Annotated in this window: 22 protein-coding genes and 3 tRNA genes; 19 read left to right on the top strand and 6 right to left on the bottom strand. The window is 70.7% G+C overall.

Features of this window, described 5'->3' with window-relative positions; translation table 11 throughout:
- The 4 genes from IBX62_00005 to IBX62_00020 form a co-directional block, all read left to right on the top strand.
- Positions 1-817, top strand: an 817-nt coding sequence (locus tag IBX62_00005; GenBank protein MBE0475479.1) for a UbiA family prenyltransferase, incomplete at its 5' end; no start/stop codon positions are given.
- A gap of 70 nt (positions 818-887) precedes the next feature.
- On the top strand, positions 888-1,484 hold the full coding sequence (locus tag IBX62_00010; GenBank protein ID MBE0475480.1) for a UbiX family flavin prenyltransferase: 597 nt from the start codon (positions 888-890) through the stop codon (positions 1,482-1,484).
- Between the two features lie 335 nt (positions 1,485-1,819).
- Positions 1,820-2,056: an NINE protein gene (locus IBX62_00015; protein MBE0475481.1), complete on the top strand. Its 237-nt coding sequence runs from the start codon at positions 1,820-1,822 to the stop codon at positions 2,054-2,056.
- Positions 2,057-2,230: 174 nt separating this feature from the next.
- Entirely contained in the window at positions 2,231-2,383 is a 153-nt protein-coding gene (locus tag IBX62_00020; protein ID MBE0475482.1) for a hypothetical protein, read from the top strand.
- A gap of 139 nt (positions 2,384-2,522) precedes the next feature.
- Here the strand turns inward: IBX62_00020 and IBX62_00025 are convergent.
- A tRNA-Cys gene (locus IBX62_00025) sits at positions 2,523-2,596 on the bottom strand.
- Positions 2,597-2,669: 73 nt separating this feature from the next.
- Positions 2,670-2,745, bottom strand: a tRNA-Gly gene (locus IBX62_00030).
- Between the two features lie 161 nt (positions 2,746-2,906).
- On the opposite strand from IBX62_00030, the gene IBX62_00035 reads away from it, so the two are divergent.
- Positions 2,907-2,981 (top strand) — tRNA-Val (locus tag IBX62_00035).
- Positions 2,982-3,053: 72 nt separating this feature from the next.
- Here IBX62_00035 and IBX62_00040 read toward each other — a convergent pair.
- Complete coding sequence (locus IBX62_00040; GenBank protein ID MBE0475483.1) at positions 3,054-4,937, bottom strand: YncE family protein; 1,884 nt, start codon at positions 4,935-4,937, stop codon at positions 3,054-3,056.
- Between the two features lie 198 nt (positions 4,938-5,135).
- On the opposite strand from IBX62_00040, the gene IBX62_00045 reads away from it, so the two are divergent.
- The 3 genes from IBX62_00045 to IBX62_00055 all read left to right on the top strand — a co-directional run bounded on the left by IBX62_00045 (position 5,136) and on the right by IBX62_00055 (position 7,236).
- Positions 5,136-5,609 carry a GNAT family N-acetyltransferase gene (locus tag IBX62_00045; GenBank protein MBE0475484.1) on the top strand — a complete coding sequence of 158 codons (474 nt, stop codon included), beginning with the start codon at positions 5,136-5,138 and terminating at the stop codon, positions 5,607-5,609.
- Between the two features lie 235 nt (positions 5,610-5,844).
- The gene (locus IBX62_00050) at positions 5,845-6,264 is read left to right on the top strand and encodes a hypothetical protein (GenBank protein ID MBE0475485.1); all 420 of its coding nucleotides are present in this window, start codon (positions 5,845-5,847) and stop codon (positions 6,262-6,264) included.
- A 42-nt stretch (positions 6,265-6,306) separates the two neighbouring features.
- Positions 6,307-7,236 carry a hypothetical protein gene (locus IBX62_00055; GenBank protein MBE0475486.1) on the top strand — a complete coding sequence of 310 codons (930 nt, stop codon included), beginning with the start codon at positions 6,307-6,309 and terminating at the stop codon, positions 7,234-7,236.
- Between the two features lie 134 nt (positions 7,237-7,370).
- On the opposite strand, the gene IBX62_00060 is transcribed toward IBX62_00055, so the two are convergent.
- Positions 7,371-8,312, bottom strand: a complete 942-nt coding sequence (locus IBX62_00060) for a diacylglycerol kinase (protein ID MBE0475487.1) — start codon at positions 8,310-8,312, stop codon at positions 7,371-7,373.
- Between the two features lie 135 nt (positions 8,313-8,447).
- On the opposite strand from IBX62_00060, the gene rnd reads away from it, so the two are divergent.
- From rnd to hemG, 10 genes are all read left to right on the top strand, one after another.
- A complete protein-coding gene (rnd, locus tag IBX62_00065; GenBank protein ID MBE0475488.1) occupies positions 8,448-9,611 on the top strand; it encodes a ribonuclease D in 1,164 nt (387 codons plus the stop codon).
- A 150-nt stretch (positions 9,612-9,761) separates the two neighbouring features.
- Positions 9,762-10,442, top strand: coding sequence for a zinc metallopeptidase (locus tag IBX62_00070; GenBank protein MBE0475489.1), 681 nt, complete (start codon positions 9,762-9,764; stop codon positions 10,440-10,442).
- 119 nt (positions 10,443-10,561) lie between these two features.
- On the top strand, positions 10,562-11,824 hold the full coding sequence (gene xseA, locus IBX62_00075) for an exodeoxyribonuclease VII large subunit (protein MBE0475490.1): 1,263 nt from the start codon (positions 10,562-10,564) through the stop codon (positions 11,822-11,824).
- Positions 11,825-11,857: 33 nt separating this feature from the next.
- On the top strand, positions 11,858-12,073 hold the full coding sequence (xseB, locus tag IBX62_00080; protein ID MBE0475491.1) for an exodeoxyribonuclease VII small subunit: 216 nt from the start codon (positions 11,858-11,860) through the stop codon (positions 12,071-12,073).
- Positions 12,045-12,869, top strand: coding sequence for a diguanylate cyclase (locus IBX62_00085; GenBank protein MBE0475492.1), 825 nt, complete (start codon positions 12,045-12,047; stop codon positions 12,867-12,869). Before xseB ends, IBX62_00085 begins: the two co-directional genes overlap by 29 nt.
- Before the next feature lie 33 nt (positions 12,870-12,902).
- Positions 12,903-13,256, top strand: a complete 354-nt coding sequence (locus tag IBX62_00090; GenBank protein ID MBE0475493.1) for a histidine triad nucleotide-binding protein — start codon at positions 12,903-12,905, stop codon at positions 13,254-13,256.
- 689 nt (positions 13,257-13,945) lie between these two features.
- Positions 13,946-15,940, top strand: a complete 1,995-nt coding sequence (gene acs, locus IBX62_00095) for an acetate--CoA ligase (protein ID MBE0475494.1) — start codon at positions 13,946-13,948, stop codon at positions 15,938-15,940.
- Positions 15,941-16,075: 135 nt separating this feature from the next.
- Positions 16,076-17,119: a uroporphyrinogen decarboxylase gene (hemE, locus tag IBX62_00100; GenBank protein MBE0475495.1), complete on the top strand. Its 1,044-nt coding sequence runs from the start codon at positions 16,076-16,078 to the stop codon at positions 17,117-17,119.
- A gap of 3 nt (positions 17,120-17,122) precedes the next feature.
- Positions 17,123-18,088, top strand: a complete 966-nt coding sequence (gene hemH, locus IBX62_00105; GenBank protein ID MBE0475496.1) for a ferrochelatase — start codon at positions 17,123-17,125, stop codon at positions 18,086-18,088.
- Between the two features lie 75 nt (positions 18,089-18,163).
- Positions 18,164-19,672, top strand: a complete 1,509-nt coding sequence (gene hemG, locus IBX62_00110) for a protoporphyrinogen oxidase (protein MBE0475497.1) — start codon at positions 18,164-18,166, stop codon at positions 19,670-19,672.
- 35 nt (positions 19,673-19,707) lie between these two features.
- On the opposite strand, the gene IBX62_00115 is transcribed toward hemG, so the two are convergent.
- The gene (locus IBX62_00115; protein ID MBE0475498.1) at positions 19,708-20,520 is read right to left on the bottom strand and encodes an inositol monophosphatase; all 813 of its coding nucleotides are present in this window, start codon (positions 20,518-20,520) and stop codon (positions 19,708-19,710) included.
- A 94-nt stretch (positions 20,521-20,614) separates the two neighbouring features.
- On the opposite strand from IBX62_00115, the gene IBX62_00120 reads away from it, so the two are divergent.
- Positions 20,615-22,531 carry a transketolase gene (locus tag IBX62_00120; GenBank protein ID MBE0475499.1) on the top strand — a complete coding sequence of 639 codons (1,917 nt, stop codon included), beginning with the start codon at positions 20,615-20,617 and terminating at the stop codon, positions 22,529-22,531.
- Positions 22,532-22,615: 84 nt separating this feature from the next.
- Here the strand turns inward: IBX62_00120 and IBX62_00125 are convergent, their stop codons facing one another.
- Positions 22,616-23,914, bottom strand: a complete 1,299-nt coding sequence (locus IBX62_00125) for a coproporphyrinogen III oxidase family protein (protein MBE0475500.1) — start codon at positions 23,912-23,914, stop codon at positions 22,616-22,618.
- Positions 23,915-24,201: the final 287 nt, after the last annotated feature.

Consider the following 24,201-nt stretch of genomic DNA (forward strand, 5'->3'; position numbering starts at 1 on the left):
CGCGACGGTCCTCGGAGAGATGGGGCGGCTCAACGAGTGGGTCGTGGCCGGCCGCTTCGTCCGCCCCAGCTGGGGTGCCGTGTTCTGGATCACCGTCGCGATGGTCGGCGCACGCAGTCTCGCGTTCGTGGTGAACCGCGCCGTGGACAAGGAGATCGACGCGCGCAACCCGAGGACAGCCGGGCGCGCCGTACCGGCCGGACTGGTGAAAGCCAAGGAGCTGTGGGTCTTCGCCGCGGCCGTGCTCGCCGCGTACCTCCTCGCCGTCTCGCGACTGCACCCGATCACCTGGCGGCTCTGGCCGATCCCGCTCGCCGCTTTCGTCCTCTACCCCTACACGAAGCGCTTCACGTGGCTGTGCCACTACTGGCTGGGGCTCTGCCTCGGGCTCGCGCCGATCGGGGCGTGGACCGCCGTCACCGGCGACCCGCTGGCACCGCCGGCCTACGTCCTCGGCCTCGCCGTCATGCTGTGGACAGCGGGCTTCGACATCATCTATGCGACGCAGGACATCGAATACGACCGCCGCGACGGCATCCATAGCGCGCCGGCCGACCTCGGGGTGCCGCGGGCGCTGGCCCAGACGCGCGTGCTGCACGCCCTCACCGTGGCGCTGCTGGTCCTCGGAGGATGGCTTGCGGGCGCCGGCTGGCCGTTCCTCGCGGCCGTGTCGGTCGCTGCGGTGCTGCTCGCCTACGAGAACGCCATCGTGCGGCCGGACGACCTCTCCCGAGTGAACGCCGCGTTCTTCACGACCAACGGCGTGATCGCCGTGGTGGTGTTCCTCGGCGCGCTGGCCGACCGGCTGCTCGCGTAGGCCCTTCGACGGCTGGCGCGTCGTAGGGGAGAATCATCCGGAGCGACGGGATCTGCGGAAGGGGAGGCGCGTGGGCGTCTACACGCTGGTGGTCACCGGAGCGTCGGGCAGCGCGTATGGTATGCGCGTGCTGGAGCAGCTGCTCGCGCGCGGCCACGAGGTGACGCTGGTTCTCACGGAGACGGGGCGCGAGATCGTCGCGTACGAGCTCGGCTTCGCGCTTCCCGAGGAGGCCCCGGCGGAAGCGGTCCTGCGATTCCTCGACCTGCCGTACGACCGTGCGCTGCGGGTCGTCTCGCCGGACGCGATGTTCGATGCGATAGCTTCGGGCAGCCACAGGGTGGACGCGATGGTCGTCGTGCCGGCGTCGATGGGATTCTGCGGGTCGCTCGCCGCCGGACTCGCGGGAGACCTGGCCGAGCGCGCGGCCGATGTCCTGCTCAAGGAGCGCCGTCCGCTGGTGGTCGTCCCTCGCGAGACGCCTCTGTCGCTGATCCACCTGCGCAACCTCACCACGCTGGCCGAGGCGGGAGCCGTCATCGTGCCGGCCATGCCGGCGTTCTACCAGCGTCCCGAGACGCTCGACGACCTCGTGAACTTCGTCGCCGGCAAGGTGCTCGACGTGCTGGGTGTGGACCACGACCTCTTCCCGCGCTGGGGGGAGTGACCGGGCACGGCTTCCCACGCCCGCGGTGGAACCGATACCATCGGCGGCGGATGGCAGGTCCGAGGGAAGCAGGCGAGAGAGGGAGAGACATGGACGAGAACAACGGAACGACCGCTCCGGGAGGCCCGGAGCCCGAAAGGCGTCCCGAGGGCTCGGCGTCCGTGCCCGAGCCGGCTGCCGAGCCCGGTCCGCCGGCCGCGCCTCCCGCGCCCGAGCCGGGTCCGCCCGCGACACCTACGCCGCCGCCGGGACCGCCGGCCGGGCAGGCGCCACCCGCTCCGCCTGCACGACCCGGGCCGTCGCGGCCGGCTGCGCCGGCCGGCGAGAAGAGCAAGATCGTGGCCGGTGTCCTCGGCATACTGCTTGGCGGCCTGGGCGTGCACAAGTTCTACCTCGGCTACACGACCGAGGGGCTCATCATGGCGGTCGTCTGGCTCCTCGGGTGGCTGACGGCGGGCCTCGTGTCCTTCGCGGTGAGCATCGTCGGCCTGATAGAAGGCATCATCTACCTCACCAAGACCGACCAGGACTTCCACGATACGTACGTCGCGAACAAGAAGGCGTGGTTCTAGGGGAGCGGCCTCCGCGGCGAGGCGTGTCCGGAGCTGAGCGCGGCCGGTGCCCCCCGTTCGGCCCCCGGATATTGACTCCCCCTATACGGCAGGGGGTAGAATCCGCATATCGGTCATGCACGTAGAGATACAGCAGCACTCGTAGCAGCAGTCGTAGCAGTTGGAGGGGATGACATGACCGTCGCCCAGGCGCGCAAGCGCTATCCTCTGGTGCCCACGGAGATCATCAAGTGGGCCATCGAGAACATCAACGACCCCGGCGACCTCGAGCGCGGCCTGTCGCGCCTGGAACAGGCCAAGCGGATCCAGGTCAAGTACGGCGTGTAGGCACCCCGACGGGCCGGTGTGCCCAGCGCCGGCCCGCCCCTGAGCATCCCGCCGTACGCAGCGAATCCGTTCGCGCGAGGCGGGAGAGAAGAAGAGCCCGGCCGTCAGCAGCAGCGGCCGGGCTCTTCCTGCTCGTAGATGGAGGCGACGCCCGGATTCGAACCGGGGATAAGGGCTTTGCAGGCCCCTGCCTTGCCACTTGGCCACGTCGCCGTGCTGCTCGGTTATCAACGGAGAAGGCTGGCGGAGGCCGAGGCCCGTCACCAACCTCCTCGTCGCTTTGCGATGGAGCGGACGACGGGATTCGAACCCGCGACCCTCACCTTGGCAAGGTGATGCTCTACCAGCTGAGCCACGTCCGCGCAGGACGGTAGTCTATCAAGCGCCGGGAAGGCGTGCAAGGACGCTCCGAGGGGGGTTCGAGCGGCTCGCGAGGGGTGCGAGGGAGGGTGGGGGGAGGGTCTGGCGCGGGTCGGCAGACCTGCTACAATAGCGTCCGCTGCCCCTCGGGGCGGCACCGTACGGGCGCTTAGCTCAGGGGGAGAGCACTTCCTTGACGCGGAAGGGGTCAGAGGTTCAAATCCTCTAGCGCCCACCACGACATCGCCGGAAGGCCCCGGGGCCCCAAGCCCCGAGGCCTTCTTCGCTCTCGGCTGAGGTCGCCGCGCGCCTACCGCTCGAGCTTCTGTGCCTTCGGGAGGTTCCCGACGACGCGGAAGGCGGTCGGGGCCGATACGGCTGTGTTGCCCGCGGCATCCGTGGCCGAGACCGTCACCGTGTGGTAGCCCGCCGGCAGCAGTGCCGCCGCGGTCGCGATCGCCGTCTCCGAGGGCGAGTCGAACGCTCCGTCCTCGGCGAGCATCGGCTGCCATGCGCCGTCGTCGACCCGATAGGACATCGAGGCGATGGCGGAATCGCCGAGAGCGGTGTCGTCGGCTGTGGCACGGACGGTGAGATCCCGCCCCGCCTTCACCTTCGCCGGTTCGACCTCCGGCGCCGACACGGCCGGCGCTTCGTCATCGACCGACGGGGCGACCGGCAGGCTGACCAGGGCGCCGAACAGCCCGCTCGTGCTCGCGGCGCCGACTTCGCCGCAGTTGACGGCGGCGCTGGCCTGGTCGACGACGGCGACCTGCAGGAGCCTCCCCGTGGGGTCCGCCCCTCCGACCGCCGCGCGCCAGGTCACGGAAGGCGTGGCGGCGCCCTCGACGATCGCCGCCCGCATCCACTCCTCGGCGCCGTCGAGCTTCACGAACACCGCGACGACGTTGGAGACGTACGGCGCGCGCAGATCGCTGGCGGTGCCGGAGACGCTGTAGCCCGAAGGGGTCTGCGCGACCTCGTCGATCGTCACCTCCACCGGCTGCACCGCCTCCGCAGCATGCGCCCGGGGCAGCAGGGGCGCTCCGCCCATCGCGCTCGCCGAGCCCCCGATGATCGAGACCGTCCAGTCGCCCCAGTTCGTGACGTACTCCTTAGGCGGGTCGAACGCCGCGTCGATCGCGACGCCGAACGGCTGGGTCCCCACGTCGAGGAGCGACACGGACAGCGAGCCGTCGATGATCGCGAGCTGGTTGGATGTGTAGCAGGTCACGAACGCCTTGCCGGTGACCGCGTCGAGGGCCACCTGCCACGGGCCTGCCCCCACCGCCAGCGTCTCGACGACGCCGTTGGTGGCGGTATCTATCACGCTCACGCTGTCCGAGGAGTGGTTGGCGACGAACACTCGTCCCGCCGAGGGGTCCACGGCCAGGCCGACCGGACGCTGCCCGACGGACACGTTCGCCACCACGCTGTCGGAGTCGTCGATCACCGACACCGTGTGGGCGGCCTCGTTCGTGACGTACGCGGTACCGGTCGACGGGTGCACCGCGATGTTCTTCGGCGCCTCGCCGGTGGCGACCGTGGCGACCACCTCATCCGTCTTCCCGTCGATGACCGTGACGCTGTCGCCCAAGCGGTTGGCGACGTAGACGCGCTCGCGCTCGGCGCTCGCGAAGACCGCGAGCGCGCGCGGTCGCTGACCGACAGGGATCTCCTTGACGAGCTCGCCGGTCGCCGCGTCGTGCACGCCCACGGTGTCCGCGCCGTAGTTCGCGACGTAGAGCTTCGCCGGGCTGCTCGAGGGGTTGAGGGCGAGCGCACGGGGACCGGACGCATGCACGCCCGCCAGGTCTACGGTCTTGGTGACGGTGAGGGATGCCTCATCGATGATGGCGAGCTTGTCCGACCAGAAGTTCGCCACGTAGGCCGTCGGGGAGGCCGCCAGGAAGTCGACCAGGATCGCGTTGGGCACCGCGAGGAAGGTCATGGGCATCGGGATCGTCGCTACCACGCTCTGCGACACGCCGTCGATCACCGAGACCGAGTCCCCGTAGTAGTTGGCGACGTAGGCCTTGTGCGTCATCGGATTGGTCGCCACCGCCGTCGGGTTGATCCCCACGGGCACGGTCGCCACTACGGATTCCGCGCCGAGGACGGCGGGGGACACGGCCACGATCGCGGCGATGACGAGCGATCCGAGGAGCGCTCGTCCGAGGCGGCTGCATCTCATGACGTTCTCCTCCTTCCCGGAGGCCTCGTTCGTGGCCTTCCAGGAACAGCCACCTTCATGATACTCCCCGTCGGGAAGCCCTTCCGTGCGTCCGGACACTGCCGGTGCGAGTGGTGCTGAACCCCGGGCAACGCTCCTGAGCCTTCCGCATCGTGCGATGATGGTGCCGGTTGGACCTGTCCTTCAGGAAGAGAGCGTATGACTGCCCGCATCATCGAGGCGCACTCGGGCCCGGCTCTGCACGCCGTGCGGGCGCTGTTCACGGAGTACGCGGACTGGCTCGGCTTCTCGCTTGACTTCCAGGGGTTCGAGGACGAACTCGCCCGCCTTCCCGGCGAGTACCGGCCTCCTCGCGGCCGGCTCCTCCTCGCGAGAGCCGATGGGAGCGGCGTCGGCTGTGTCGCCCTGCGGCCCCTGGAAGACCGTTCGTGCGAGATGAAGCGCCTCTACGTGGCGCCTTCGGCGCGCGGCCGGGGGATCGGACGACTGCTCGTCCAGCGCGTCGTCTCCCTGGCCGAGGAGATCGGCTACGACCATATGATGCTCGACACGCTGTCCGCGCGCATGCCCGCGGCGATCGCTCTGTACGAGTCCGTCGGGTTCGAGCGCGTCGCGGCGTATCGGCACAACCCGTTCGAGGACGCCGTCTACCTGCGCCTTCGACTGACATGAGCGCCGCGTGTCCGGGGCTCCGGCCCATCGGTCGGCAGGCGGCCCCTTCCCTTGGCAAGATACGACTGGCGTATTCCTCCAATCGGAGGTGCGCAGCGGAGCGGAGCGAAGCCGCGCGCCGGGGCCCTGAGGTCCTCGGTGCGCACGGGCCTGGCACGGCCCGCATCCCTTCGAAGGGGGTGGATGCAATGACCGAGCACGCGGGCCGGCGCCCCGTGCAGGGGGAGGTTTGACCATGCGATCCCGTACAACGCGGGCGCGAGCCTTGGCCAAGCGGAGACTGCTGTGCGTGCTGATGGCGTCGATGTTCGTCCTCGCCGCACCGCAGACGGCGCTCGCACGTAGCGTCGAGAAGAAGGACTCCGAGGTGACCCACTCCGGGCGTCCGCCCGACAAGGCCGATCCGTCCTCGGCGAAGGCCGGCGGCGGCTCGGGGGGCGGCAAGGACGGATCGAAGTCGGGATCCGCCGACGAGGCCAAGGGGCGGGCGACCGAAGAGGAGCGCGACGAGAGCCAGGGCAAGTCCCTGGAGGCCAGGGGCAGGGCCGGCGACCGCGGCGTCGCGAGCCGGAAGGACGCGGACGCGAGCAGGAAGCAAGGCAAGACCGACAAGACCGGCAGAGAGGACGAACACGGCGACAGGGCAGGGACCTAGGGGACGGACACAGACCCGGAGAAGGCCGGCGCCGAGGGCGTGATGACGCTCACGGCCTTCCTGAACCCGTCGCATACAGGAACGGACAGCAGGGACCATATCGACGGCGAGTGCGACGAGGTGCTCTGGCACTTCGTCCTCAATGGCCTCGACAAGGGCGCGGACGCGGCGACGCTGCACGTGACCTTCGAGAACGCCGGCGACGTCGAGGTCACGGCAGGCAAGGTCAACTTGAGGATGCAGCACTTCTACGTGACGACACGCGGGCACGACGTGCTGACGGCCGCGAGTGCGGTCGTGGTGACGAGCGCCTACAACAGGCTGAACCTGAGCCACGTCGAGTGCGTGGGCGAAGTCGAGGAGCCCGAGCCCGAGGTCGACCTGGTGATAGGCAAACAGGCGTCCGTGGACCTGGCCGGGCCGGAGGACCTGATCAGCTTCACCCTGACGTACTTCAACGAGGGCACTGGACCGGCGAGCGACTTCACGATCGTGGACGACTTCGTCGAGACGATGTTGCGGGTCGTCGACCCCGGGGGCGGTACGGTCGAGAACGGCCGGATCGTGTGGGAGATAGCCGGCCCGCTCTCCCCGTCGGACGGAGTGCAGAGCATCACGTACGTCGTGGAGGTGTTGGCGGACGTGCCCTTCGGCGACACGGAGGTGTGCAACGTCGCCGTGATCTCGCATCCCGACGACGTGGACCCCTGCGACAATGAGGCGCGTGCATGCGTGACGGTCCGCAACCCGTTCCTGCCGTTCCCGCCGGAGCCGACGCCTACGCCGACGCCGGAGCCCACCGAGCCGGAGCCTTTCGCGCCGTTCACGCCGGAGCCGACGCCCACGCCGACGGCCGTGGAGCGCGCTCTGCCGTTCACCGGAGGGGATCTCGCAACGCTGCTCATCGCGGCGATGGCGTGCGGCACGTCCGGCATCACGCTCAAACGCAAGAGGCGCCGCAAGCTGCGCTGATCGCGCGCTCGCGAGAGGCCCCGGGGGTCGTCGCCGGGGCCTCTTCCCTGTGGTGACCCGCGAAGGCGCGATCGGGGGCGAAGGCGGGCGGCGGGAGGGAGGGGCGTACCGGCGGCTGCAGGCTGGGCCGAGGACTACGCCGGGGAAAGGCGCCCCGCCTCGTCGGCCGCGCCCGGCGGTACGACGAGGGTCGCCGCCGCGGGCAGCACGACGGCGTCCAGTGGCGTGGTCGCCCGGATCGCCTCGCCGTCGTACTGGACGGGCAGCGGGGGGTCGGCGGTCACGCGCATTCGCCTGGCTGCGTGGATCTCGAAGCTCGGCGACCGGTCCGGATGGTTTCCGGCGAGGCGGTCGAGCAGCGCCCCCCAGATCGCCGGAATGAGCCCTACCGCCGTCTTGGTGTGCAGCACGACTACCTCGAACAGCCCATCCTGGGCGTCGCTGTCGTGGGTGACGGCGAGGTCGAACTGGATGCGCGCGAAGTTGAGGATGAGCACCGCGATCCCCTCGGTCTCGATCACGCGGCCGTCCAGGTCCAGGGTGAACGCCGAAACGGTGGGCGTCAGGTTCTGCAGCGCCGCGACCAGGTACGCTCCGGCGCCGAGGCCGGCCTTGAGGCTGCGTGCGCCCTCCATGATCGATGCGTCGAAGCCCGCGCCCGCGGCCATGAGGAAGCCGGTGGGGCGGCACACGCCGCCCTCCAGCCCCGCGCACGCCATCTCGCCCATGTCGACCTTCACGACCGGTCCCTCCAGCGTCGTCCTGGCCAGGGCCAAGGGGTCCGCCGGCATGCGCAGGTTCATCGCCACGAGGTTGGCCGTGCCCGCGGGATAGATGACGAGAGGGGTGCCGGTCTCGCGCAGCTCGTAGGCCACGGCCGAGACCGTCCCGTCGCCTCCTCCCGCGACGATGCGGTCGAAACGGCCGGCGTCGGCGAGCAGGGTGCCGGCGCCGTCGTCCTCGGAGAGGAAGCGCATGACGACCTCGACGCCCTGCCGTCCCAGTGCGTGCACGTAGTCGTAGATGCCCGCGCTGCCGGGGCCGGCGCGCAGGTTCTGAACGACGAGGATGCGCAACGGCTGCCTTCCGTGTCGATCGGGTCCGCTCGCCCGATAGGCCGTCCCGACCGTTACACTGCGTCTGGTGGGACTTCGCTACATGATATGCCATGCCGCGCGCTCCAGCCGGAGCGGGCGAAGCGGGAGGTGTCCTTGTACGTAACGGACGTCGGAGGATTGCGCGAGCTGGTGGAGCGCGTCAGGCCCGCCGGCATCGTCGGGTTCGATACGGAGTTCCTTCGCGAGCGCACCTACTACGCGCGCCTGTGCCTCGTGCAGGTGGCGACCGACGACGTCACCGCGATCGTGGACCCGCTCGCCCTCGACGACCTCGCGCCGCTCCTGGAGGTGCTCGCCGACCCCGATGTGCTCAAGGTGGTCCACGCCGGTTCGCAGGACGTGGAGATCTTCTACCACCAGGCGGGCGTGGTCCCGGCGCCGCTGTTCGACACCCAGCTCGCCGCGACGCTGGCCGGCTTCCCCTCTCAGGTGGGGTACAGCAACATCGTCAAGGAGCTCCTAAGCGCGGAGTTGCACAAGACCGAGACCTTCACCGACTGGTCGCGCCGTCCGCTCTCCGCCGAGCAGGTGGCCTACGCGCTGGACGATGTGCGGTATCTGCCCGACGTCTACAGGCGGCTTCGCGAGCGGCTGGAGCGCGAGGGGCGGCTGGGTTGGCTCGAACCCCAGCTGAAGCACCTCGCGGACCCTGCCAGCTACGAGGTTCGCCCCGAGGAGCAGTACCGGCGCATCAAGCGCCTGGGCGCGCTCAAGCCGCGCCAGCTAGGCGTTCTGCTGAAGCTCGCGGCGTGGCGCGAGCGCGAGGCGATGCGCCGCGACGTGCCGCGGCGATGGGTCCTGGGCGACGACGCGCTGTACGAGATCGCCCGAAGGGCGCCCGTCGACGAGCGCCAGCTCGCCTCGATCCGCGGGGTGGGCGACAAGGCCGCGCGCGAGGCGAGGCGCGGGCTCCTCGACGCCGTGAGGCAGGGCCTGGCCATGCCCGAGGACGAGCTGCCGCGCGTGAAGCGCAGGGGGCGGCCGCTTCGCGACGTCGAGGGAGCCGTCGACCTGATGGCGGCGCTCGTGCGGCTGCGCGCCAGGGAGCGCTCGGTCGCGCTGCCGCAGCTTGCCACGCGCAAGGAGCTCGAGTTGCTGGCACAGGGCGAGGGCGAGGCCAGCGGATTGCTGGCGGGATGGAAGCGGGAGATGATCGGCGAGGAGCTCGTCGACCTGCTGGAGGGACGGCTGCGACTCGCGGTGCGCGACGGGGCGCTGGTCGTCGAGCGGCTCGAACGCGGGGCGGACGCAGGGTAGGGCGGACCTGCCCGCTCCGTCCTCGGGAGCGCTCGGGTACGTACTCCTGCAGGAGGCATCTGGCAGCGCGTTTGCTCGGATACGGGCCGGAGAGAGAGTAATCGGGCCGTGACGCCGTCGGCGCAGGCGGCCTTCACGTAGGGAGCGGGCATGTTCATCTTCGACTCGTCGTATCTGCTCATCATCATCGCGGCCATGGTGCTGGGAGGCCTCACGCAGGCCTTCATCAACTCGTCGTACCGGCGATTCAGCCGCGTTCCGGTGGCCACGGGCCAGACCGGCGCGGAGGTGGCGCGCGAGATGCTCGACGGGGCGGGTCTGCACCACGTCGGCATCGAGATGGTGCCCGGCAGGCTGACCGACCACTACGACCCGCGCTCCAAGGTGCTGCGGCTCTCGCGCGACGTGTACATGGGGCGGAGCGTCGCGGCCGCGGGCGTGGCTTCCCACGAGGCCGGACATGCGGTTCAGCACGCGCACGCGTTCGCGGCGGCCTCGCTGCGTCAGGCGCTGGTCCCGACGGCGCAGCTGGGGTCGACCGTGGCGCCGTGGCTGATCTTCGGCGGCTTCTTCATGCGCGCCGGCGGGTTGATCACGATCGGCGTGGCGCTGTTCGCCGCCGCGGTGTTGTTCCAGCTCGTGACGTTGCCGGTCGAGTTCGACGCCTCGCGGCGTGCGATGGCTTCGCTGGCCACCGGCAACCGTCTGCCCGGCGAGCAGGTCTCCGGAGCGCGCAGGGTGCTCACCGCCGCGGCGCTCACCTACGTGGCCGCGGCGCTCATCGCCGTGATGCAGCTGGTGTACTTCCTGGGCCTGTCCCGACGCAGCTGAGGCGCCTTCAGGCGCGCTCCACGGGTGCCGGTCGCCGAGCGCGAGAGGACGCCGCCGGCGGGCGGCGCCGTCGGACAGGCTGGTAGACTGAACACGTGCCCGGTCGAGGAGAGGCGAGCATGGCCGATACGCGCGCGCTGACCGTATCCGAGGCGATGGGGCTGGCGAAGCGCGCTCTGGAGGGCGTCCGGGTGAGGGTGCTCGGCGAGGTGTCGGAGCTGGCCGACAAGCCGGGGTACAAGGCGGTCTACTTCACCGTCGCCGACGGGGGCGCCTGTATGCCGTGCCTGATGTGGCGGGACGCCTACGAGAGGTCGGGCGTGCGGCTGCGCCTCGGCGAGATGGTGCAGGTCGCCGGAGCGTTCACCGCCTACGCACCGAAGGGCCGGATGCAGTTCCAGGTCTCCGCGCTGGAGCCCGCGGGGGAGGGCGTCCTCCGGATGCGGGTCGCGCAGCTCGCGCGCGAGCTGGAGTCGCAGGGGCTGATGCGCCCGGAGCGCAAGCGGCCGCTTCCGGCGCACGCGAGCAGGATCGGGGTGGTGACCTCCCCGCGCGGCAAGGCCGTTCACGATGTCATCCGTACTCTGCGGCGTCGCTATCCGGTCGCGGAGGTCCTGCTGGCGGGCGTGGCGGTCGAGGGACCCGACGCGGCCGTGTCGATCGTCGAGGGGCTGCGCGTCGTCGCTGCGGCAGGTGCCGAGGTCGTGGTGCTTGGGCGCGGCGGCGGCAGCTACGAGGACCTCATGCCGTTCAACGCGGAGGCCGTGGCCCGCGCGGTCGCGGCTTGCCCCGTGCCGGTCGTCACCGGCATCGGGCACGAGCCCGACACCACGATCGCGGACATGGTGGCCGACGTCCGCGCCTCGACCCCTACCGCCGCCGCCGAGGCGGCCGCTCCATCCGGCGAGGAGATCGGGCGCGGCATGGCGCACCTCTCCCGAAGGCTCGGACGCGGGCTGGAGCGCCGCTTGTCCGACGCCTCGCACGCCGTGCGCCTGCTGGTCCGGCGGCCGGTGTTCGTGGACCCCGCCGTGGCGCTGGCGCGGCAGGCGCAATCGCTGGACGCGGCGGCGGACGCGCTGTCCGCGGCACTGCCGCTGCGCCTCGCCCGCGACACGGAGCGCCTGCAGCGGGCGAGGGAGCGGCTCGCGGTCTCGGGCCGTCGGGCGGTGGAGCGCGCCGCCGACCGTGCCGCGGTCACGGCCGCGAGGCTGAACGACCTCTCGCCGCTGGCCATCCTCGGGAGGGGCTACGCTCTGTGCTACAGGGCCGACGGCCGCACCGTGCTGCGGTCCTCGGCGGAGGTCGGCGCCGGAGAGCGTGTGCGGGTCAGACTCGCCGAGGGCGTCTTGGGTTGCGTCGTCGAGGGTTCGGAGGAGTAGGTGGAGGAGAGGACGCTGCCGGCGCCGGAGGAGATGCCCTTCGGGGCCGCGCTGGACGAACTGGAGCGCATCGTGAGCGCTCTGGAGTGCGGCGAACTGGACCTGGAGGAGAGCATGCGCCGCTACGAGCGGGGCGTGGCGCTGCTGCGGGCCCTGCAGACACGGCTGGCGGACGCGCAGCAGCGCGTCACCACCCTCATCGGAGAGCTGGAGCCCGAGGATGCCGCGGAGGCCGATCGAGCAGAGTGAGGCGCCGGACCCGGCTGCCCTCACCGAGAGGCGCATCCGCCTGAGCCTGCTGCTCGGAGCGGGTGCCGTGGCGCTCGCGCTGACGGCGACGTTCGTCTTGTTCCAGTGGCGCACCGAACAGCTCCTGCGCGGCGCCGTCCCGCTGTCTCCCCTCGAGGTCGAGCAGGCGGTCGCGAGCGGTCGGCGTCTGACGGCCCTGGCGCTCGCCGGCTCGCTGGTGACGCTGCTGTTCGTGCTCTATCTCATCATCACGCGCTTGCTCGAGGCCGTGCTGCGTGCGGAGCGCCGACTGGTCCAGCTCGCCACGCACGACGCGCTGACCGGTCTTGTCAACCGCAGGGTCGCGCTGCAGCGTCTGCACGAGGAGCTCTTGCGTTCGGATCGAGAGCGCCGGTCGCTGGCGGTGCTGATGGTGGACCTCGACCGTTTCAAGGACGTGAACGACTCACTCGGCCACGCCGTGGGCGATGCGACGCTGGTGGCCGCGGGCTACGCTCTCAGCTCCGAGGCGCGCGAGTACGACGTGGTCGCTCGGCTCGGCGGCGAGGAGTTCCTCGTGCTCCTTCCGGGTACCGACTCCCAGGTCGCCCGCGGCGTCGCCGAACGCATGCGGCGCCGCGTGGCGGAGATGACTTCGGCCGCGGTTCCGGAGCTGGCCGAGGCGGTGACCGCGAGTGTGGGAGTCGCAGTGCACGTCCCTGGGGACACCGAGGAGGCCGACGGGGTGCTCGCACGCGCCGACCGCGCGATGTACGCGGCCAAGCGGCGCGGGCGCGATTGCGTGATGGTAGCCTGATCGGGTCACGGAGCCGACACGGAGGAGGCGTATATGGAGGGGTGCGTGTTCTGCATGATCGTCGGAGGCGAGATCCCCTCGCGGAAGGTGTACGAGGACGATCGGGTCTACGCGTTCGACGACATAACGCCTCAGGCGCCCATCCACGTCCTCATCGTCCCCAAAGAGCATCACTCCGACCTCGCCGACGACGTCTCCGTGGAACTGATGGGCCGCATCTTCTCCTCAGTGCCGGAGATCGCCCGGATCAAAGGCCTTGATGACGCGGGTTATCGCGTGGTGGTCAACAACGGCGAGGATGCCGGCCAGACCGTCGGCCACCTGCACGTGCACGTCCTCGGCGGCCGCCGCATGTCGCACGGGATGGTGGAGTTCGCGGGCGAGTGACGCTCGCGCCCGAGCGCGACCACGTCGCGGCGTCGCGCGGCCTGTCGACGCGGTCGTTGCTTCCGACAGCGCGGGCGTGCGAAGGCCCCGGTCTTCGGACCGGGGCCTTCCCATTCCTTCCCTTGTACCCCTGAGCACTCGGGCTGCGTACGGCTTGGCCTCAGAAGCCGTACCTCATCGCGATGCCGGTCGTCGATGGGCCCTGTTCGTTGCCGCCCGGATTCCCCGTGGCGACGGTGTAGGGAAGGGAAACTTCCTGTCTGTCAGGTACCGTAGCGCAGCCGGGAGGGGCATTGCAACGGTTGTTACAAGAGAAAAATTTCTCAATCTCCACGACCTCCTCACAGCCTCACCATCGGTCCGCGGGGGCCGCTCGACCACTCGTGCTCCCGCGACCGCCGCGGGCCGCGCTCGCCGGCAGGGCGCCGGCGGCGCTCCCCAGCCCGCCGCCGCCCGCGCTCCGGGGTGCGCCGTCCACCGAGGAGCGCGCGCCGTCCACCCGTTCGCCCCTGGTCAAGCCGCCGATCGCGGATACACATCCAGTAGAATCGCTGTGCCGGGGGGTTCGCGACGACCGGCAGCGGGGCGATCCTGCCCGCACCGCACGCTGGAGCCGGCCCGAGGCCGCCGGAGGCGCCTCTGGAGCGGGCGGTACCGTCCGTAGCCGTCGCCGAAGGGAGAAGGCAGACATGGCCGAGGGATCCAAGTCGATTCAGTCCATGATGAAGGAGTTGCGGGTCGTCGACCCGCCGGACTGGGTCAAGGACAGAGCCTACGTCGGGTCGATGGACGAGTACGAGTCCCTGTACGCGCGCTCCGTGGAGGATCCCGAGGGGTTCTGGGCCGAGCAGGCCGAGAAGTATCTGCACTGGGAGAAGAAGTGGGACAAGGTGCTCGAGTGGGAGTTCGACACCCCGCGCGTCGAGTGGTTCAAGGGCGGCAAGACCAACGTCGCGTACAACTGCATAGACCGGCACCTCAACTCGTGGCGGCGCAACAAGGCCGCCATCATCTGGGAGTCCGACGAGGGCCGGACGAAGATGTACACCTACCAGTCGCTCTACTACAAGGTGTGCCGCTTCGCCAACGTGCTGAAGAAGCACGGGGTCCGCAAGGGCGACCGCATCGCCATCTACATGCCGATGATCCCGGAGCTGGCCATAGCGATGCTCGCGTGCGCGCGCATCGGAGCGATACACTCGGTCGTCTTCGGCGGCTTCTCCGCCGCGGCGCTGCGAGACCGCATCCAGGACTGTGCGGCGAAGATGCTCATCACGGCCGACGAAGGCATACGCGGGGGCCGCATCGTGCCGCTGAAGGCCGAAGCCGACACCGCTCTGCTCGAGTGCCCCACGGTCGAGACGGTGATCGTGGTCTCACGTGCGCAGACGCGCGTCGACATGGAGCCCGGCCGTGACTTCTGGTACCACGAGGAGGTCCGCGCCGACGGCATCTCGCGCCACTGCGGGGTCGAGTGGATGGACGCCGAGGACCCGCTGTTCATCCTCTACACATCGGGTTCCACCGGCAAGCCCAAGGGCGTGCTGCACACGACCGGCGGGTACCTCCTCTTCACCGCGCTGACCTTCAAGTACGTCTTCGACTACCACGACGAGGACATCTTCTGGTGCACGGCCGACATCGGCTGGGTCACGGGTCACAGCTACATCGTGTACGGTCCGCTCGCCAACGGCGCCACCTCGCTCATGTTCGAGGGCATCCCGACCTACCCCGACGCGGGGCGCTTCTGGCAGATCGTCGAGAAGCACGGCGTGAACCAGTTCTACACGGCTCCGACGGCCATCCGCGCGCTCATGAAGGCGGGTGAGGAGTGGCCGGCCAAGTACGACCTCTCCAGCCTGCGTGTGCTGGGCACGGTCGGGGAGCCGATCAACCCCGAGGCGTGGATGTGGTACTACAAGAACGTCGGCCGCTCCGAGATACCGGTCGTGGACACGTACTGGCAGACCGAGACGGGCGGCCATCTGATCACGAACCTGCCCGGGGCCACGCCGATGAAGCCGGGCTCGGCCACGCGGCCCTTCTTCGGCGTGCAGCCGGTGGTGCTCAACGAAGACAGGAGCGAGACGCCGGTGAACTCCGGCGGGCGCCTGTGCATCAAGTTCCCGTGGCCCGGGATGCTGCGCGGGACGTGGGGCGATCCGGAGAACGTCCGGGTCAAGGAGACCTACTTCACCCACTTCCCCGGCATGTACTTCACCGGCGACGGCGCGCGGGTCGACGAGGACGGCTTCTACTGGCTCCTGGGCCGAGTGGACGACGTCATCAACGTCTCCGGCCACCGCATGGGAACGGCCGAGGTCGAGAGCGCGCTGGTGAGCCACCCGTCGGTGGCCGAGGCGGCCGTCGTCGGCTTCCCGCACGAGATCAAGGGCGAGGGCATCTACGCCTACGTCATCCTGAAGTCCGGCCAGGAGGCCTCCGAGGACCTGAAGAAGATCCTGCGGGGACACGTCCGCGAGGAGATCGGACCGATCGCGACGCCTGACCACATCCACCTCGTGCCCGAGCTCCCCAAGACCCGCTCGGGCAAGATCATGAGACGCATACTGCGCAAGATCGCCGCCGGAGACCGCGAGCTGGAGGCGTTCGGCGACATCTCGACGCTCGCCGACCCGTCGATCGTGAAGAAGATCGTGGAGACCGCGCCGGGCAACGCGTAGCGCTGCGGTCGCGCCTCGACGGCCCCCACCCCGTCGGCGTGTGGGGGCCGCCGGCGTGCTAGACTGACACCGCTTCGCGCCCTCGCCACCAGGGGCGCGACCTCGATTCCGGCATACCGGGAGGACGAAGAGAGAATGCCCTACGACGACCTGTTCCTGCGAGCGTGCCGGCGGGAGCCGACTGAGCGCACGCCGGTGTGGATGATGCGCCAGGCCGGGCGGTACATGCCGGAGTACCGCGCCATCCGGGCTCGGCACGGCTTCCTGGAGATGTGCAAGACACCCGAGATCGCCGCGGAGGTCACGCTCCAGCCGGTCGACCTCATCGGCGTGGACGCCGCGATCCTGTTCGCCGACATCCTGCTGCCGCTGGAGGGTATGGGGCTGCAGCTCGAGTTCGCCAAGGGCGAAGGACCCGTGATCCACAACCCCGTCCGGAGCCTCGCGGACGCCCGCCGGCTGCGTGTCGCCGATCCGTACGAGGACACCGGGTACGTGATGGAAGCGGTCAGGTTGTGCCGTCGCGAGCTCGAGGGCAAGGTGCCGCTCATCGGCTTCGCCGGCGCGCCGTTCACGTTGGCGTCGTACATGATCGAGGGCGGTTCCACGCGGGCGTACATCAGGTGCAAGACGCTGATGTGGTCCGAGCCGGACGCTTGGTCCGCGCTCATGGAGGTCACGACCGACACCGTCATCGCCTACCTGGAGGCCCAGATCGCCAGCGGTGCCCAGGCCGTTCAGGTCTTCGACTCCTGGGTCGGCTTCCTCTCTCCGGCCGACTACGCGGAACACGTGCTGCCGCACACCAGGCGTCTGATCGAGCGGGTCTCCGCCGCCGGTGTGCCGGTCGTCAACTTCGCCAACAACGCCTCGGCGATGCTCGGCCTGGTCATGGAGGCCGGCGGCGACGTCATAGGGCTGGACTGGCGGATGGACATGGCCGACGCGCTGGAGCGGGTGGGCCCGGGTTTCGCCGTCCAGGGCAACCTCGACCCGATGACCCTGTTCGCGCCCGTCCCGGTCATCCAGGAGCGGGCGAGGCGCATCCTGGATGCCGTGGGGACGCGCCCCGGTCACGTCTTCAACCTCGGGCACGGGATCCACAAGGACACCGACCCGGCACACGCCAGGGCGCTCGTCGACTTCGTGCGCGAGTACTCGGCGCAGGTCCGGGGGTAGCGCGTGTCCTCGGCGGTGCTGCTGACGGCGTTCGGCGGGCCGGATCGTGCCGAAGCGGTGGGTCCGTTCATGGCCCGCCTGATGGGGCGAGAGCCCGAAGAGCGGCTGGTGGACGCGGTCACCGCCCGCTACCGTGCGATCGGCGGCTGTTCGCCGCTGCCCGCGATCGCCGAATCCGTCGCGTCGCTGCTCGCCGAAGAGCTGCGCTCGCGGGGGCACGACGTGGCCGTGCGGGTCGGCATGCGCTACTGGCATCCGCTGATCGGCGAGTCGGTCGACGCTCTCGCGGCCGGCGGCGCCGATCGCCTGGTCACCGTCTCGCTCTCGCCGTTCGAGTCCAAGGTGAGCTCGGTCGCGTACCGGGAGGCGGTCATGGAGGCCAAGGCTCGCCGTCCCGGGTTGTCGGTGGCCGAGGCGCCCATGCTGCACCGCGCTCCCGCCTTCACCGCGGCGCTCGAGGAGGCTGCGGCTCGCGCGGTGGACGCGGCCGCCGCGGCGGGGCGGGCGCTGGCGCTGTTCACGGCGCACAGCCTGCCGCTGGACGACCTGCTCTCGGACGACCCGTACGTGCGAGAGGTGCGAGCCACGGCGGAGGAGGTCGCGGGGCGGCTCGGGCTCGGCGCGGACGATACGGGCGAGGTCGCCCTGGGAGGGACGAGCGCGTGGGGCGACCTCCGCGGGGAGAGACCCTGGATCGTGGCGTACCAGAGCAAGGGCCGGCGCCCCGGCGCCTGGCTCGGCCCTGATCTCGAGGACATGCTCGAGGCCGCCGCGGAGGCCGGCTTCGAGGCGGTGGCGGTCTGCCCCGTCGGGTTCGCCACCGACCATATGGAGACCGTGTACGACCTGGACGTGTCCGCTGCCGAGAGGGCACGTGACCTGGGGTTGGCGTTCGAGCGCGCCGAGGCTCCGAACGATCGGCCCCTGCTCATCGAGGCGTTGCGCTCGCTCGTGGAGCCGCTGCTGTAGGCGCGCGCCTGCCGGCAGGCGCGCGACGGGACGAGGGATCGGCGGCTGCCGGGCCGCCGCGGAAGGAGCCCACGGATGGCCAGAATCGTGGTGATCGGCGGGGGTGTCGCCGGCCTCGGGGCGGCGTTCAAGCTCGAGCGTGCCGCCGAGGAGGGTCACGACGTGACCTTCACGCTGCTCGAGAAGGACGACCGCCTCGGGGGCAAGATCGCGTCGGAGCGGGTAGCGGACCCGGGGGGAGGTGGCGAGTTCGTCATCGACGGCGGCCCCGACTGCTTCCTCACCGAGAAGCCGGCCTGTCACCGCATCGGGAAGCTGACCGGAATCTTCGACGACGAGCTGCCCACCGACGAGTCCCGCAAACGCACCTTCATCCTGGCGAGGGGGCGCCTTCACGACCTGCCCGACGGCGTCATGATGTTCGCGCCCACCAAGTTCGTGCCTTTCGCCACGACCGGCCTGTTCTCGTGGCCCGGCAAGATCCGGATGGGGATGGACCTGTTCATCGCCCGCAAGGAGAGGTGGGCCGAGGGAGACACGGCGGCGGACCACGACGAGACGCTCGAGAGCTTCGTCGTGCGCCGCATGGGACGCGAGTGCCTCGACCGGCTGGCGGAACCGCTCGTCGGCGGGGTGCACGCGTCCGACCCGGATACGATGAGCCTCGCGGCTACCTTCCCGAGGCTGCTGGAGATGGAGCAGACCTACGGCGGGATGATCAGGGGCTTCGTCGCCGCCCGCAGGAAGGTCGCCGAGATGCGCAAGAAGTACCCGCCCAAGCCCGGTGCCAAGCCCAGGACCTTCTTCACCTCCTACGTCGCCGGCATGCAGCAGCTGACGGACTCCATGGCCGACGCGGCCGGGCGCGCGAACCTGCGGACCGGCGCGCAGGTGGAGGCGCTCGAGCGCGCCGGGGAAGGGTGGCGGGTCCGGATCGCGGGGGGTGAGACCCTGGAGGCCGACGCGGTGATCGTCGCCACCGAGGGTTGGGCCGCGGCCGACCTGCTGGCTTCGTTCGACAAGGACGCTGCCGCGGCGCTCGCTGGCATCCCGCACACCTCCTCGGCCACGGTCTCCCTCGGCTTCGACGAGGCTGAGGCGGCCATCGACACGAACGCGTTCGGGCTGCTGTGCCCGCTGGTGGAGGGCCGCCAGATCATGGCCGCCACGTTCTCGTCCACGAAGTGGCCGGGGCGTGCGCCGGCGGGCCGGCTGCTCATGCGGGGCTTCGTCGGCGGCCCCCACAACCAGGCCGCCCTGGAACGAAGCGACGCCGAGCTCGTCGAGGTCGTCAGGGCCGAGCTTCGGGATGTCTTCGGGCTGAAGGCCGAGCCGCTGTTCTCGCGCGTGTACCGATGGGAGCGGGGGATGCCGCAATACACGATGGGGCACCTGCACCGCGTCTCTACGCTGGACGAGCGCTGCGCGGCGACGGCGGGGCTCGCGCTGGCCGGGGGCTCGTACACCGGGGTGGGCGTGCCGAACTGCATCGAGAGCGGCGAGAAGGCGGTCTCCAAGGTGCTTCGCGACCACGGGATCGAGCTCGCCGAGGACAGCGCGCCGCCCGAGAAGCGGTACTACTGAGGGGGCGCCCGGCCCCCCTCAGGCCGCCCTCGCCCCTAGCGCTCCTCGGCGGCGGCGATGTCGGCGAGCAGGAGGCCGTGCAGTCGCGCGTTGGCGGCCAGCAGGTCGGCGGTCGCCGTGGTCCACGGCTCGCCGCGGATGTCGGTGACCAGGACGCCGGCCTCGCGGAGGATGACCACGCCGGCGGCCATGTCCCAGGTCTTCAGCCCGAACTCCCAGTAGCCGTCGCAGCGGCCCGCCGCCACGTGGCAGCAGTCCACCGCCGCCGAGCCGTCGCGGCGAACGTCGTGCGCCCCGCGCACGAGGCGCTCGAACACGCGCATCTGGCGCGTGAAGGCGGCCTCCCGCTCGTACGGGAAGCCGGTGGCCAGCAGCGCGCGCTCCCGCGTCGACACGGCGCTGCACGACACGCGCTTCCCGTTCATCCACGCGCCGCCGCCGGACCACGCGAGCGACATCTCCTCGGCCGGCAGGTTGTAGACGGCGCCGGCCACGGGTTGACCGGAGCGCAGCAGCGCCACGGAAACGGAGTAGCACGGGTAGCCGTGCACGAACGAGGTGGTGCCGTCCAGCGGGTCGATCAGCCACACGCCGTCCTCCTCGGGAGAGGCCGGCATGATCCCCGTCAGGCCGTACACCTCGTCCTCCTCGACGACGACGCGCAAGGCCGAGCCGACACGGTCCTTGAGGAGACCCACGACGGCCACGCCGGAGGCCACGTCCGCCTCCGTCACGACGTCCACGGCGCTGCTCTTGGTCCTCACCCTGCCGAGGTCCGCGGCTCTCGCCCGGAGCTCCCGAGCCCCTGCGCGCGCCGCCTCCGCGGCGAGCGCCGCCATCTCCCTCATGCCGCTTGCGCCCCTCCTTGGGAAGGAACCGGATAGCGTGTCGCGCATCGCTGCGCGTGCGCTGCGGACAGTGTACCCGTCGGGAGGACGCCGGATGGTAGGGGACGGCTTCGACGCGCCGCTGAGCGCCGAGGACGAACGGGAGCTCGCGCGTCGGGCGCACGAGGCGCGAGCGGCGGTGCTGACCGCGACGACGGCGGCCGGGTCCGGGCATCCGGGCGGCTCGTTCTCGTCCATGGAGCTCCTGACGGTGCTCTACGGCTGCGCGCGCCTGCGGCCCGAGGACCCTGGTTGGCCGGACCGGGACCGCGTGGTGGTGTCGCACGGGCATGTCTCGCCGGGGACGTACTCCGCGCTCGCGCAAGCGGGATTCTTCGCGACCGAGGACCTGGAGGCGCACTTCCGCCAGGCAGGCAGCCCGTTCGAGGGGCACGTCGAGCGCTCCGTCCCCGGCGTGGAGTGGTCGACCGGCAACCTGGGACAGGGGCTGTCCGCGGGCGTGGGCTTCGCGCTGGCCGCGCGGCTCACGCGCCGCTCCTACCGCACCTTCGTGACCATGAGCGACGGCGAGCAGCACAAGGGCCAGGGTGCCGAGGCCCGCAGGCTCGCCGCGGGCAGCTCGCTGGGGGACCTCACGGTCGTCGTCGACCTCAACGGGATCCAGATCACGGGCCATACGGAGGACATCATGCCCGTGAACGTGCGCGCGAACTTCGAGGCGGACGGCTGGGGCGTGATCGAGTGCGACGGGCAGCGCGTCGGCGAGCTGCACGAGGCGATCCGCGCGGCGCTGGCGGACCGCGACCGGCCCGTGGCGGTGCTGGCGCACACGGTGGCCGGCCATCCGGTGTCGGTGATGCTCGACGACCCCGCCTTCCACGGCAAGGCGCTGACCGAGGACGAGTACGCCGTGGCGATGCGCGAGCTCGGCTTCGAGCCGCGGCTGGAGGCGGCGCGGGCCCGCCGAACCGAGGCGGTGCGCACGAGCCCGCGCGAAGTGCCGGCCCGCGCCATGCCGGTGGTCCTCGGCGAGCCGAGGACCTACGGCGCCGACGTGAGGACCGACAACCGGTCGGCGTGGGGCGCGGCGCTGTCCGACCTGGAGGCGGCGAACCCCGGCCTGCCGATGGCGGTGCTGGACTGCGACCTCGCCGAGAGCGTGAAGACCGGCGCGTTCTGGGAGGCGCGGCCGGACGCCTTCATCGAGTGCGGGGTGGGGGAGCACAACGCCGCGGTCGTCGCGGGCGCGCTCTCCGTGTCCGACGTGCTCGCCTTCTGGGCGGACTTCGGCGTCTTCGGGCTCGACGAGGCGTACAACATGCAGCGCCTGAACGACATCAACCACGCCTCGGTCAAGCTCGTGCTCACCCACTGCGGGCTGGACGTGGGCGAGGACGGCAAGACGCACCAGTGCCTGGACTACGTGGGGGCGCTGCGCGACTTCTTCGGGTGGCGGCTGATCGTGCCGGCCGACCCGAACCAGACCGACCGCGCGGTGCGCGCTTCCGCGGCGATGGCGGGCAACGTGTGCGTCGCGATGGGCCGCAGCAAGCTCCCCGTCGTGCTCGCCGAGGACGGCACGCCGGCGTTCGGTGAGGGCTACGAGTTCCGCTACGGGAGGATCGACTGGGTGCGGCGCGGCACGGACGGCTGCATCGTGACGATGGGGACGGTGGCGGGATCGGCCGTCGCCGCGGCGGACGGTCTGGCGGCCGAGGGATCGAGGCTGTCCGTGGGGGTGGCGGCGAGCCCGCTGCACCTGGACGACGCGGACATGACGGAGGCCGCGGCTTGCGGCGGGTGTCTGATCACGGCCGAGGACCACGGCGTGCGGACGGGACTGGGAGCATCGGTCGCGGAGTGGCTCTCGGAGCGCGCCCCCGGTCCGCGGCTCGTGCGTCTCGGGGTGGACTCGTACCGTTCCTCGGGGGCCGCCACCGACCTGCTGGCGGACGCGGGGTTGGACGCGGAGGGCATCGCGGCCTCGGTACGACGTGTCCTGGGCGGGTAGCGCGGACCTTCCGCTCTCACCTGGCAGTGGCGCTACGGCGCGCGAGCGGACCGCCCGCCGCGTGCGACCCCGGCTCCGCCCCGCTCACGCCACCGCCGGCTTCTGCTCGCCGAGCAGCACCGCGTACTCGTCGGCGGGGAGCGCCTGGCGCGCCTGGTCGCGCAGGTCGTTCGAACCGGTGAGCACCTCGCGCATCATGACGACCAGCAGGTACCGGCCCCTCTCCGTGAGCGTGATGGTCTCATCGTCGCGCTCGAACGCCCCCGCGGCGCGCATGAACGCCATCTCGACGGGGAGGCCGACCTCGACCGGGACGCCGAAGTCGCGCTGGAACCTCGCCTTGTCCAAGTGCAGCCCGAACAGGTCGGTGATGAAGCGGTACTGCATGAGCGAGTGCTTGCCGTAGCGCCGGCCCGCCGTCTTGACCGACATGCGGCCGGAGTCGATGGCGCGAGCGTACTCCTGCAGCGAGAACGTGTTGCCGTAGACGCGGCCGTCGATGTAGGAGACCGCGCCGGAGCCGATCCCCACGTACTCGTCGTAGTCGACGATGTACTCGTCGATCATGCCGCCCGCCTCTTTCGAGAACGTCCACGCCGAGGCCGGTTCGAACTCCTCGCGCAGCTCGCGGCAGACGATGCGGTAGAAGCGGGCCTCACGCTCGAGGTCGACCGGGCCGACCGTCTCGGCGAAGGCCTGCGCCTTCTGGCGGGACGGCATCAGGGGGTAGAAGGTCGTCTGGTTGGCGCCGCTGCTCCTGAGCATCTCGACGTCGCGTTTGAGGATCCCCTCGGTCTGCGTGGGGAAGTTGAAGATCATGTCGACGTTGAGCGAGTGGAAGCCGTCGGCCACGGCACGGATCCTGTCATGGATCTCGCGCCCGCCACCGTACTTGTCGTACCGGTCCATCTGCCTCAGCAGGCCGTCGTCGAAGCTCTGGACGCCGACGGAGAGCCTGTCGACGGACTCGGACAGCGCGTCGATGAGCCGCCCGTCGAGGTGGTCGGGCGTCGTCTCGGTCGAGACCTCCCCGATGTCGAAGAGCTCGCGAGCGAGCGAGATGGTCTCCACCAGCTCCTCGCGCAGCACGGTAGGGGTGCCGCCGCCGACGTACAGCGAGGCGAACTCGTAGCCGAGGTCCGCGACCATGCGCATCTCCCGGCGGAGCCGGCGGAAGTACTCCCGTGCCCGGCGCTCCTCGAAGAGGAAGCGGTTGAAGGAGCAGTACGGGCAGAGACGCTCGCAGAAGGGGACGTGGGCGTACAGGACGTACCGCCGTCCGGGCCGCGGTTCGGGGAGCGCGTCGAGTCGGACGGGCCCGTGCGACATGTAGCGCTTCTGAGCGAGCCGCATGATCGTTCCGAGGGCCCTCTCGGCGAGCAGGCCCTTGCGTGTGGCGGTGTGCATCCCGTGCGCCTACCTCTCGTCGATGTCCGTCTCCGACGAGAGCCGTCCCCAGGACCGGGATCGGTAGCCCCCAACCTGACCGGCCGGCGCATCCTGCCGGGCGCCGCCTGCCGCCCTGGCGCCGTGGCGCCCCTCCGTTCTTCTACGGACGGCCTCTCCGTTCCTGCCGCTTCGATGTCACCTATACCCTGCCGAGCATCGGGAAGCGTGCCGGAACGGGAGCGAGGGGTGCGGTACGGATCCTGGGCGGGGCTCGGTGAGCA

It is taken from the genome of Coriobacteriia bacterium (assembly GCA_014859305.1).
Classification (GTDB): domain Bacteria; phylum Actinomycetota; class Coriobacteriia; order Anaerosomatales; family Kmv31; genus Kmv31.

Bases quoted from the DNA above. Each gene is read 5' to 3' on its own strand.
- IBX62_00090 (MBE0475493.1), top strand. From the start codon at position 12,903: ATGGAGGGGTGCGTGTTCTGCATGATCGTCGGAGGCGAGATCCCCTCG.
- hemG (MBE0475497.1), top strand. From the start codon at position 18,164: ATGGCCAGAATCGTGGTGATCGGCGGGGGTGTCGCCGGCCTCGGGGCG.
- IBX62_00115 (MBE0475498.1), bottom strand. From the start codon at position 20,520: ATGAGGGAGATGGCGGCGCTCGCCGCGGAGGCGGCGCGCGCAGGGGCT.
- IBX62_00020 (MBE0475482.1), top strand. From the start codon at position 2,231: ATGACCGTCGCCCAGGCGCGCAAGCGCTATCCTCTGGTGCCCACGGAG.
- hemE (MBE0475495.1), top strand. From the start codon at position 16,076: ATGCCCTACGACGACCTGTTCCTGCGAGCGTGCCGGCGGGAGCCGACT.
- xseA (MBE0475490.1), top strand. From the start codon at position 10,562: ATGGCCGATACGCGCGCGCTGACCGTATCCGAGGCGATGGGGCTGGCG.
- IBX62_00050 (MBE0475485.1), top strand. From the start codon at position 5,845: ATGCGATCCCGTACAACGCGGGCGCGAGCCTTGGCCAAGCGGAGACTG.
- xseB (MBE0475491.1), top strand. From the start codon at position 11,858: ATGCCCTTCGGGGCCGCGCTGGACGAACTGGAGCGCATCGTGAGCGCT.
- IBX62_00055 (MBE0475486.1), top strand. From the start codon at position 6,307: ATGACGCTCACGGCCTTCCTGAACCCGTCGCATACAGGAACGGACAGC.
- IBX62_00120 (MBE0475499.1), top strand. From the start codon at position 20,615: ATGGTAGGGGACGGCTTCGACGCGCCGCTGAGCGCCGAGGACGAACGG.
- IBX62_00045 (MBE0475484.1), top strand. From the start codon at position 5,136: ATGACTGCCCGCATCATCGAGGCGCACTCGGGCCCGGCTCTGCACGCC.
- acs (MBE0475494.1), top strand. From the start codon at position 13,946: ATGGCCGAGGGATCCAAGTCGATTCAGTCCATGATGAAGGAGTTGCGG.
- IBX62_00070 (MBE0475489.1), top strand. From the start codon at position 9,762: ATGTTCATCTTCGACTCGTCGTATCTGCTCATCATCATCGCGGCCATG.
- IBX62_00085 (MBE0475492.1), top strand. From the start codon at position 12,045: ATGCCGCGGAGGCCGATCGAGCAGAGTGAGGCGCCGGACCCGGCTGCC.
- IBX62_00040 (MBE0475483.1), bottom strand. From the start codon at position 4,937: ATGAGATGCAGCCGCCTCGGACGAGCGCTCCTCGGATCGCTCGTCATC.